General features: G+C 74.1%; 10 protein-coding genes. 5 read left to right on the top strand and 5 right to left on the bottom strand.

Features of this window, described 5'->3' with window-relative positions; translation table 11 throughout:
- Positions 1 to 119: 119 nt before the first annotated feature.
- Positions 120 to 368 carry a DUF5133 domain-containing protein gene (locus ACZ4EF_RS29405; RefSeq protein WP_355350278.1) on the bottom strand — a complete coding sequence of 83 codons (249 nt, stop codon included), beginning with the start codon at positions 366 to 368 and terminating at the stop codon, positions 120 to 122.
- Positions 369 to 765: 397 nt separating this feature from the next.
- Complete coding sequence (locus ACZ4EF_RS29400) at positions 766 to 936, bottom strand: hypothetical protein (RefSeq protein WP_355350281.1); 171 nt, start codon at positions 934 to 936, stop codon at positions 766 to 768.
- A 416-nt stretch (positions 937 to 1,352) separates the two neighbouring features.
- Here ACZ4EF_RS29400 and ACZ4EF_RS29395 point away from each other — a divergent pair, with 416 nt between their 5' ends.
- Positions 1,353 to 2,630, top strand: coding sequence for an MFS transporter (locus ACZ4EF_RS29395; RefSeq protein ID WP_467507116.1), 1,278 nt, complete (start codon positions 1,353 to 1,355; stop codon positions 2,628 to 2,630).
- A gap of 9 nt (positions 2,631 to 2,639) precedes the next feature.
- Here the strand turns inward: ACZ4EF_RS29395 and ACZ4EF_RS29390 are convergent, their stop codons facing one another.
- Both ACZ4EF_RS29390 and ACZ4EF_RS29385 read right to left on the bottom strand, forming a co-directional pair.
- Entirely contained in the window at positions 2,640 to 3,302 is a 663-nt protein-coding gene (locus tag ACZ4EF_RS29390; protein WP_467507105.1) for a hypothetical protein, read from the bottom strand.
- Positions 3,263 to 3,697 carry a YchJ family protein gene (locus ACZ4EF_RS29385; RefSeq protein WP_355350289.1) on the bottom strand — a complete coding sequence of 145 codons (435 nt, stop codon included), beginning with the start codon at positions 3,695 to 3,697 and terminating at the stop codon, positions 3,263 to 3,265. The genes ACZ4EF_RS29390 and ACZ4EF_RS29385 overlap by 40 nt, the downstream gene beginning before the upstream one ends.
- A gap of 126 nt (positions 3,698 to 3,823) precedes the next feature.
- On the opposite strand from ACZ4EF_RS29385, the gene ACZ4EF_RS29380 reads away from it, so the two are divergent.
- Positions 3,824 to 4,201 carry a hypothetical protein gene (locus tag ACZ4EF_RS29380; protein ID WP_355350292.1) on the top strand — a complete coding sequence of 126 codons (378 nt, stop codon included), beginning with the start codon at positions 3,824 to 3,826 and terminating at the stop codon, positions 4,199 to 4,201.
- A gap of 99 nt (positions 4,202 to 4,300) precedes the next feature.
- Here the strand turns inward: ACZ4EF_RS29380 and ACZ4EF_RS29375 are convergent, their stop codons facing one another.
- A complete protein-coding gene (locus ACZ4EF_RS29375) occupies positions 4,301 to 5,854 on the bottom strand; it encodes an ATP-dependent DNA ligase (protein WP_467507102.1) in 1,554 nt (517 codons plus the stop codon).
- Positions 5,855 to 6,022: 168 nt separating this feature from the next.
- Between ACZ4EF_RS29375 and ACZ4EF_RS29370 the strand changes: the two genes are divergently transcribed.
- From ACZ4EF_RS29370 to ACZ4EF_RS29360, 3 genes are all read left to right on the top strand, one after another.
- Positions 6,023 to 6,661: an alpha-ketoglutarate-dependent dioxygenase AlkB gene (locus ACZ4EF_RS29370; RefSeq protein ID WP_467507100.1), complete on the top strand. Its 639-nt coding sequence runs from the start codon at positions 6,023 to 6,025 to the stop codon at positions 6,659 to 6,661.
- A gap of 322 nt (positions 6,662 to 6,983) precedes the next feature.
- A complete protein-coding gene (locus ACZ4EF_RS29365) occupies positions 6,984 to 7,934 on the top strand; it encodes an anti-sigma factor RsbA family regulatory protein (RefSeq protein ID WP_467507098.1) in 951 nt (316 codons plus the stop codon).
- Positions 7,935 to 8,305: 371 nt separating this feature from the next.
- Positions 8,306 to 9,685 carry a GH12 family glycosyl hydrolase domain-containing protein gene (locus ACZ4EF_RS29360; protein WP_391052311.1) on the top strand — a complete coding sequence of 460 codons (1,380 nt, stop codon included), beginning with the start codon at positions 8,306 to 8,308 and terminating at the stop codon, positions 9,683 to 9,685.
- Positions 9,686 to 9,823: the final 138 nt, after the last annotated feature.

Raw genomic sequence — 9,823 nt, 5'->3', positions numbered from 1 at the left:
CCCCCCCCCCCCCCCCCCCCCCCCCCCCCCCCCCCCCCCCCCCCCCCCCCCCCCCCCCCCCCCCCCCCCCCCCCCCCCCCCCCCCCCCCCCGCTGTGACGTCTGTCGTGGGGTCCGGCTTCAGGCCGCCGAAGCGTCCTCGGTCTCGTCGTCCTCGTCCATGAACAGGTGGCGCTCCATGTGCACGCGGGCGGCGGCCAGCGCCGGGGCGATCTCCCGGGTGCCGGTCGACACGCACAGCGTGTACGCCGTGTCCTGGAGCTGCTGCCGCACGCGCGGGTCGACGGACTTCGCCGTCTCGACCTCAGCGGTCAGCGTCTCGTAGCGTTCCACCAGGTTCCGAAGGACGGTCGGGTGGGCCATCAGCATCGTCGTACTCCTCGATGTCGGCGAAGTCGGGACGCGCCTGCCCGGCCCACGCTGTTCCATGCGTGAGAGCGGCGAAAAAAATTGCCTGCCGGGCCGCACCCTCTTCTTCGTCGCGTCTTTGCGCAGGCCCCGGATAGGGGTCGAGGGGTGCGAAGTAGTAGTCCCTTCACGGTACATGACACTCATGTCCACAACGGGGGCCGGTGAACGTGATGTTCGACTCGTCTTCGCCGCCGTGCCGAGGGAATGCCGCTCGCGCGGGCGCCGGGCGGCCGGTTGTCGAACACCGGGTGTCGACGTACCGACGTACCGACGAGTCGACCTGTCGCCACGACATGACGCGGTGACAGGTCGACAGCTGACTGCTTGTCGGACGCGGTGTCGTCCGGGTGGCCTTCTAGTCGATGCCGCGCAGGATGTGGGTCTCCGTCAGATCGTCCTCGTAACCGGCGAGGCGGATCGGCGCGCACCGGGACCAGGTGTCCAGGGGGCGTTCCTCGGCCAGGAGCGAGGCACCGTCGCCGCCTCGTTCGGCCGACTCATTGCGCTTCAGTTGATCAGGTGACACCGCGCACTCCTTTGCGTCGCGTGGACCGGCGACACCCGACGCGGCCGTCCGACCGCGCCCGGCGCCCGGTGGGATGGCTCTTCGGGCGGTACGGACGCGGTGGCGCCTTGGGCCCCCCACGCCCGGGGGCGAAGGGGAGGACCGGAGCGCGGCCGAGGTGGGCGACTCGTTCCGGGACGGGCCCCGGGGTTCGGTACATCCCCTGAGACCGGTTCGTCCCGCACAGCGTAAGCCTGCCCGTCCTCCGTCACCAGCCGGTTTCCGGCGCGCTACGCACAGTGGCGAAGTGCCGTGCGCGCGTGCGAAACCGGCCCTGGCCGCTGCCGTGCGGCGCATGGTTGCTACGGTTCCTCGTGCTCAACAGCGAAGAGGACCGAGACGAGGGGCCTGCGCCATCCGGGTCACGCGCGCCTGAAATATCCGGAAAGCCGGAGATATCCGCGCCGCCGGTCAAGCCCCGCCGCCGGCTGCTGGCCGATGTGAGCCCGCTGCGCGAGCACCCGGACTTCCGCCGCCTGTGGTTCGGCAACACCGTGTCGTACATCGGCCAGCAGATGACCGCGATGGCCGTCTCGCTCCAGGTCTACGCGATCACCGGCTCCAGCTTCTACGTCGGCCTGGTCGGCCTCTTCTCGCTCGTCCCGCTGATCGTCTTCGGCCTGTACGGCGGCGCCGTCGCCGACGCGGTCGACCGGCGCAAGCTCGGCCTGATCACGGCCGCCGGCTCCACCGTCTGCTCCGGCGTGCTGGCCGCGGCGGCTTTCGGCCATCTCAGGTCCGTGGCACTGCTCTACGCCGTCGTCGCGCTCCAGGCGGTCTGCTTCGCGATGAACTCGCCCGCCCGCTCCTCGATGATCCCGCGCCTGCTGCCGCCCGAGCGGCTGCCCGCCGCCAACGCGCTGGCCTCGCTCGCGGGCGGGGTCGGCCAGATGGCAGGACCCATGCTCGGCGCCGTCCTCGTCGGCGCCTGGGGCTACCAGGCCGCGTACACCGTCGACGTCGCCGCCTTCAGCGCCTCCCTCTACGCGATGTGGCGGCTGCCCGCGATGCTCCCCGGCGAAGGGGACGGCGCGGCCCGTCGCCGCCCGTCGGTCATCGAGGGCCTGCGCTACCTCGCCGCCCGGCCCAATCTGCGCACCACCTTCGTCTCCGACCTCGCCGCCATGGTGCTGGCCCAGCCCCGCGTGCTGTTCCCCGCCGTCGCCGGGCTCTGGTTCGGCGGCGACACCCGCACCGTCGGCCTGCTCGCCGCGGCCCCCGCCGTCGGCGCGCTCCTCGGCAGCGTCTTCTCCGGCTGGCTCGGCCGGGTCCACCGCCAGGGCTTCGCCGTGCTGCTCGCCGTCGGCTCCTGGGGCGCGGCCGTCGCCGTCTTCGGCCTCACCCGCACCCTCTGGCTGGGCCTGCTCTTCCTGGCCTTCGCGGGCTGCGCCGACACCGTCTCGATGGTCTTCCGCAACACCATGCTGCAATCCGCCGCCCCCGACGACATGCGCGGGCGCCTCCAGGGCGTCTTCCTCGTCGTGGTGGTCGGCGGCCCCCGCCTCGGCGACTTCCTCGCGGGTTCCGTCTCCGACCTGTTCACGCCCACCGTCGCCGTCGTCGGCGGCGGCCTGGCGTGCATCTCGGCCATCGCGCTGATCGGCCTCTTCCAGCGCGGCTTCGTCGCCTACGACGCCCGCCGCCCGGTGGCCTAGGAGCCGCCTTCAGGGGCGTAGCCGCTCCTCGGCGAGCGCCGACACGGCGGCGGCCAGACCGGCCTGCGACGGGTCGTACGCGACGGCGGCGGCCGTCAGCCGCAGGACGTCGGCGAGGGCGCCGTCGGTGAGGTGGTCGGGCGCGCCGACGCGCGCGAGGCCGCGGGTGAGCAGGCCGCGGGCGGCATCGGGACGGCCGCGGCGCAGCATCTTGACGGTGGCCACGGCGTTGGCCAGGGCGCTGGCGGCCGGGGACCAGGCGGTGGCGGGCGCCGCGGGCACGGTGGCCGACCCGGCCGGCTCCGCGCGGACGGACAGGTCCAGGCGCCAGAAGAGCGGAAGACCGCGGAAGGCGGCGAAGAGCAGCCGCTCGCCCACGGCGGCGGCCGACTCCGGGTCGACGCGGAGCGAGGCCAGCGGCCGGACGCGCCCCAACGCCACGGCGGCGGTGTCGACGCAGTGGGCGAAGCGGTCGCCCGGCACGGTCCATTCGAGGTCGATGTCGCTGTAGGCGTCGGCGGTGCCCGAGGCCAGCGAGCCGCGCAGCCGGGTCCGGGAGCCGGGGCAGTACGCGGCCAGCGCGTCCAGCAGGTCGCGCGCCAGGGCCGCGCGTACGGCCGGGTCGAGGGCCGTCATCCGCTGCGCTCGGGCAGCGCGTCGACGTACACCCACGCACCGTCCTCGCGGCCGAAGCGGCTGTTCTCGTACTGGTCACCCGGTTGGCCGTCGGCCAGGAAGCGGGCGCGGAATTCGACGGTGCCCTCGGTGTGGAAGGCGGTGCCGCCGGTCGAACCGAGGATGTCGAGGCCGGTCCACCGCACGTCCCCGTCGAAGCGCAGGCCCGGCGGCCGGGTGCCGGAGTGCCACGTACGCAGCAGATAGGCGGCGTCGCGTACGGCGAAGGCGGCGTACCGCGACCGCATGAGCTGCTCCGCGGTCGTGGCGGCGGACCGTCCCTGGTGCAGGGCGCCGCAGCAGTCGTCGTACGCGGCGGGCCGTCCGCACGGGCAGGGAGCCGTAGGGGAGAGCCGGGTGGCCGCCGGGCGGCGGTTCTGACGTCGGGGCATCCTCTGATTGTGGCGGACGCCGCCATTCGCGGGAGTCGTGGGTTTTGCCCGCCCCGCAGCGGAAAAGTGCTGACCGTGGCGCAAATCGGGTGCGCGCGCCACCATCCTCCTCCGAAAGGAATCCCCGTGAGTACGGCGCAAGACGAGTCAGCCCAGGTAGCGGTCACCTTCGACGGTTGCGCGAAGGAGGACGCGCAAACCGTTCTCGACGCTCTGAACACCAGCTTCGCCTCGGACCGAGAGCCCGACGACATCCCGCAGGACTCCGCGGACGGGCGGCCGATGGTCTGGAGTGCCACCTTCGACGTGTCCCGCACCCTCGGGGTGCCGGGACCCGCACGGCTCGGCGAGTCGCTGACGGTCACGGCCCAGGGCGGCTACCGCGCGGTGGACCGGCTGCGGGAGAGCCTGGCCGAGGCGTTCACCGTCCGGGTGGTCGGCACCGCGGCGGGCGACCAGGAGCAGGAGGCGCGCTTCCGGCTGGAGAACCACGGCGCCGCGTGACCGCGTGACCGACTGCCCGGGACGGGGCGTTGCCTGACCGGGAGGGCGCGCGCCGCCCGGCGGTCCGCGGCACGTCCGGCCGTACGCCGTCCGTCCGCGTCACGTCCCGCCGTGCGCCGCCCGTACCGCCTCCAGCGTGTCGGCCTCGGCCGCCGTCTTGTCCTCGCGGTAGCGCACGACGCGGGCGAAGCGCAGGGTGACGCCCGCCGGGTAGCGGGTCGAGGTCTGGAGGCCGGCGTAGGCGATCTCGACGACCAGTTCGGGGCGCACGGTGACCACGTATCCGTCGGTGGGGCCGACCGCCAGGGCGAGCAGCCGCTCGGTCTGCCAGTCGAGCAGCGCGTCCGTCAGGCCCTTGAAGGTCTTGCCGAGCATGGCGAAGCCGTCGCCGTCGCGCGCGCCCAGATGGAGGTTGGAGAGCTTTCCCGTGCGGCGGCCGTGGCCCCACTCGACGGCCAGCACCACCAGGTCGAGGGTGTGCACCGGCTTGACCTTGATCCAGGACGCGCCGCGCCGACCGGCCGCGTAGCCGCTGTCGGCGGCCTTGACCATCACGCCCTCGTGCCCGCGGTCCAGCGTGGCCCGCCAGAAGTCCTCGGCGGCCCGCAGCTCCGCCTCGTCCGCCGGGTCCGACACGACGGTCCGCCGGACCCGCAGCTCCTCGGGGAGGAGCCCGGCCAGCACCGCGTGCCGCTCGTCGTAGCCGCGGTCGAGCAGGTCCTCGGTGGCGTCCCCGTCGCCGACGGCGAGTACGTCGAAGAAGACCGCCGTCAGCGGCAGGGCGCGGGCCGCCGCCGACACGTCGACGCGGGAGCCGACACGGCCCGCGGTCTCCTGGAACGGCCGGGGCCGCCCGTCCGGGCCGAGCGCCAGCACCTCGCCGTCCAGGACCAAACGCTCCGCGCCCAGCGCGCGGACGGCCGCGACGACCTCCGGCAGGCGCTCGGTGATGTCGTCCAGCGTGCGGGTGAAGATCCGGACCGACTCGCCGTCGCGGTGCACCTGGACACGGATGCCGTCGATCTTCTCCTCGATCGCGCAGGGCCCCGCCTTGGCGACCGCCGCGGCGACCGATTTGGCGGAGGACGCCAGCATCGGCAGCAGCGGCCGGCCGACCGCGAGGGCGAATTCGGTGAGCGCGTCGGGGCCGCGCGCCAGCAGGGCCCGCGCGACCGGTTCGAGGGCGCCCGCGAGCATCACCGCGCGGCGTACGCCGGCGGCAGGCGCGCCGGTCGCGGCGGCCAGGCCCTCCGCCGCCGCGGCGTCCAGCGCGCCCTGCCTGACCTCGCCGGTGAGCAGCCCGACCAGGAACTCCTGCTCCCGCTCGGTCGCCGCGCCCAGCAGGCCCTGGAGCAGGTCCCGCCGCCGGCCCTGCGCCCCGGCGCCCGCGACCGCGCCGACGGCCGTCAGCGCCTCGTCCACCGCCCGTACGGTCAGCGTCGGCTCCGCGGCGGGCTCGGCGCGGTCCCGCAGCGCCGCCCAGCCGACACCGAGCCGCCCCTGCGGCAGGCGTCCGGCCAGATACGCGATGGCGACCGGCACGTCCTCGGGCTCCATGGCCCGGAAGAACTCGGCCAGCAGCGCCGTCTTGCGGGTCCGCGCTGATGTGTGCGCGACCTCGTACGAGACACGGGCGACCTCGGCGAACAGCATGTTCTCCATCCTGCGGCGAACCGGGCGGGAACGCCCGGCGTGTGCCGGACGTGTGCCCGCCGCATGCCCGATGTGTGCCCGGCGGACAGCGGGCACACGCGTTCGGCACACGTTCGGCACACCGCATACAATAGAACAGGTGTACGACGGTCGAGGTAGGCTCGGGGTATGAGCCCCCCGTCCCCTCAGCAGGCGTCCATCTTCGGCGGCGGCGCTCCGGGCCTCGGTGACCTGGAGGGAGCCCGCCGCACCCACCTCGGACAGGGCGCCTGGATCGACACGCTCCCCGGATGGCTGAGCGGCGCCGACGACCTCTACGCGGAACTGGCCGCGGAGGTCCCCTGGCGCGAGGAGCGGCGCCGGATGTACGACAACGTGGTGGCCGTACCCCGCCTCCTCGCCCACTACCGCGAGGGCGACCCGCTGCCCGCCGACGTGCTCACCGACGCCCGCGCGCGGCTCAGCGCGCACTACGCGGCCGAACTGGGCGAGCCCTTCGTCAGCGCCGGACTGTGCTTCTACCGCGACGGCCGGGACAGCGTGGCCTGGCACGGCGACCGCTTCGGGCGCGGCGGCACCCACGACACGATGGTCGCCATCGTGTCCCTGGGGGAGCCGCGCCCGCTGCTGCTCAGGCCGCGCGGCGGCGGGGGCGCCGGGAGCACCGTCCGGCAGCCGCTGGGCCACGGCGACCTGATCGTGATGGGCGGCTCCTGTCAGCGGACCTGGGATCACGCGGTGCCGAAGACGCGGGGAGCGGTGGGCGGGCGGATCAGCGTCCAGTTCCGGCCACGCGGAGTGGCGTAGGACCGGTGCGGAGCGGCGCGGGACCGGCGCGGAGCGGCGCGGGACCGGTCGGTTCTCCGGGGGAGCGGCCCCCGCTGCGGGCGCGGACGGCGGCCAGGCGGCTCCCGGCGTTGATGATCGTCGGGCGAGGAGCATACTGGCGGTGACAGCACTGTTGTCCGAAACTGCTGTCAAGGGGTGTCCGAAAAAACCGCAGGTGTCCGAAGGGGGCATTCAGGGTGGACATCGCGGTCGGCCGGCGTCAGGGGGCGCCGAGGCCGACGCGAGAGGCGTGGGAAACGCCACCGGGACGCTGCCGTGCGATGTCGCGAACGGTGGCGCCGTGATCAGTCCTGCCCGGAACTTCTCCCATCCCGCTCTGTTCTACCGCGGCGCGCGCGAGTATCTGGAGGGCACCGTCCCCTTCGTACGGGACGGCCTCGCCGCGGGCGAACCGGTCGCCGTCGCGGCGCCGCCCGTCGGACTCGGCCTGCTGCGTACCGCCCTCGGGTCCGACGCGGGCGCCGTGCGCTTCATCGACATGACCAGGGTCGGGCGCAACCCCGGGCGCATCATTCCGGCCGTGCTCCGCGCCTTCTGCGACGCGCAGCCGCCGGGTCCGGTCCGGATCATCGGCGAGCCGATCTGGCCGGGGCGCACCGCGCTGGAGTACCCGGCCTGCGTCCAGCACGAGGCGCTGATCAACACCGCCTTCGCCGGGCGGCAGGTGACGATCCTGTGTCCGTACGACGCGGCCGGGCTCGCCCCCGACGTCCTGGACGACGCGCACGCCACCCATCCGGTGGTGATCGAGGCGGGCCGTGAGCGGCCCAGCGACCGCTACGCGCCGGACCACGCCGTCGCCTCCGGCAACACCCCGCTGCCCGAGCCGCGGGACGCCGCGTCCTTCGCCTTCGACGACCAACGCCTGCGCGACGCGCGGCGCTTCGCCGTCCGGCTGGCGGGCGGCTTCGGCCTGACCGGCGCCCGGCTGGACGACCTGGCCCTCGCGGTCTCCGAACTCATCACCAACAGCGTTCTGCACGGCGGCGGTTCCGGCACGATCCGGCTGTGGACCGAGAACGACCAGGTGGTCTGCGAGGTCCGCGACGGCGGCAGGCTCAGCGACCCGATGGCGGGCCGCCGCCTGCCTCCGAACGGCCGTCCGGGCGGTCGCGGTCTGCTGATGGTCAATCACATCGCGGACCTCGTCCGCGTCCACGCCGCCCCCGACGGCACGGCGATCCGCTGCTACCTCGGCGGCGCTCCCGTCCCGGCCGGAGCCGCGGACTGACCGACCCCGAACCGCCCCGCCCCGCCGACGTCGCGTGAGCGGGGCCTTTCGCTGTGCGCGCACGGTGTGGTCTCGCGGTACGCGGACGGCGGGGACCCTCTGCCAGGCGGACCCCTTGACGGCGGGGACCCTCCGCCATGCGGAGCCCCTTGACGCCGGGGGAGGGGCCTGGCTTCATGAACGCGGTGGCATGGGAGCGCTCCCATTGCACCCTGCGCTGCCGAGCCGTCACCCATCCCCCCGCGAACTGGTGAAGGGACTTACCAGTGACACGTCATCCCGCCCGTCCTCGTTCCGGGCCGCTCGCACGGCCCCGGCTGCCCCGTCCGCTCCGTCGGAACCGGCCCCATCCGCTCCGGCGGCTCAGCCGGTTGCGCCCGGCGGTCGCGGTGCTCGCCGCCGTCGCGGCGCTGCTGCTGCCGCTGACCACCTCGACGACCGCGCACGCCGACCCCGTCTCGACCTGCGCGCCGCAGGGCACCCTCCCGGTGGCCGGCGGCGAGTACACGCTCCAGGCCAACGAGTGGAACTCCACCGCGCAGCAGTGCGTCACGTACTCCAGCGGCACCGCGTGGTCGCTGGCGACGGCCGACTTCAACCTGCCGACGAACGGCGCGCCCGCCACGTATCCCTCGCTCTTCAAGGGCTGCCACTGGGGCGACTGCACGCCGAACAGCGGTATGCCGATCCAGATCAGCAAGCTGGGCAGCGCGGTCTCCTCGTGGAGCACGGTGCAACCGGCGTCCGGCGCCTACGACGTCGCGTACGACCTGTGGATCAACTCGACGCCGACCACGGCCGGTCAGCCGGACGGCACCGAGATCATGATCTGGCTCAACAGCCGTGGCGGGGTGCAGCCGTTCGGCGGGAAGAGCGGCACGTCGGCCGCCGCGGGTCACAACTGGGACGTGTGGACCGGCCGTCAGACCTCGTGGAAGATCATCTCCTACGTGTTGCAGGGCGGCGGGACCTCGGTCTCGAACCTCGACGTCAAGGCGCTGATCGACGACGCGGTCGGCCGCGGTTCGGTCGACCCGGCGCACTACCTCATCGACGCCGAGGCCGGTTTCGAGGTCTGGCAGGGCGGCCAGGGTCTGGCCACCACCGGCTTCTCCTTCAGCGCGAGCGCGGCGGGCTCCGGCGGCACCGGCTCCGACACCCAGGCGCCGACCGCGCCCGGCGGCCTCGGCGTCACCGGGACCACGGCGACCTCGGTCTCCCTGGGCTGGTCGGCGGCGACCGACAACGTCGGGGTGACGGCGTACGACGTCTACCGCGGCGGCGCGTTGGTGGGGACGACCGCCGGCCGGTCGTACACCGACTCGGGGCTGACCGCCGCGACGGCGTACACGTACACCGTCAAGGCGCGCGACGCGGCGGGCAACACCTCCGCCGCCTCGGCGCCGGTCACCGCGACCACCTCCAGCGGGTCCAACGGCGGTGGTGGCAGCGGCTGTTCCGCCAGCTACACGGTGAGCAACGACTGGGGGAGCGGCTTCACCGCCGATGTGACGGTGGCCAACAGCGGTACGTCGGCGACGCGTTCGTGGACGGTGTCGTGGACCTACCCCGGCAGCCAGCGCGTCACCAACTCCTGGAACGCCACCGTCGCCCAGTCGGGCGCGGCGGTGACCGCGGCGAGTCTCGCCTACAACGGCGCCCTCGCGCCGTCCGCCGAGACCCACTTCGGATTCCAGGGCACGTACAGCGGCGGGAACGCCGTTCCCGTGCTGACCTGCACGGCGACCTGACGCACCGTCCGGTCGCGCCTCGCGGCGGGGGGGGGGGGGGGGGGGGGGGGGGGGGGGGGGGGCGCGGGGGGGGGGGGGGGGGGGGGGGGGGGAGGGGGTCCCTTCTGTTTGCTGTTGTTCCGTATTTTGTCTCTTCTT

The organism is Streptomyces sp. NPDC025721 (genome assembly GCF_055558595.1).
Note: the sequence above shows the minus strand (reverse complement) of the source record. Positions and strands in the feature narration are given on the sequence as shown.

Coding starts and splice junctions, on each gene's coding strand:
- ACZ4EF_RS29405 (WP_355350278.1), bottom strand. CDS start 368: ATGCTGATGGCCCACCCGACCGTCCTTCGGAACCTGGTGGAACGCTAC.
- ACZ4EF_RS29385 (WP_355350289.1), bottom strand. CDS start 3,697: ATGCCCCGACGTCAGAACCGCCGCCCGGCGGCCACCCGGCTCTCCCCT.
- ACZ4EF_RS29375 (WP_467507102.1), bottom strand. CDS start 5,854: ATGCTGTTCGCCGAGGTCGCCCGTGTCTCGTACGAGGTCGCGCACACA.
- ACZ4EF_RS29370 (WP_467507100.1), top strand. CDS start 6,023: ATGAGCCCCCCGTCCCCTCAGCAGGCGTCCATCTTCGGCGGCGGCGCT.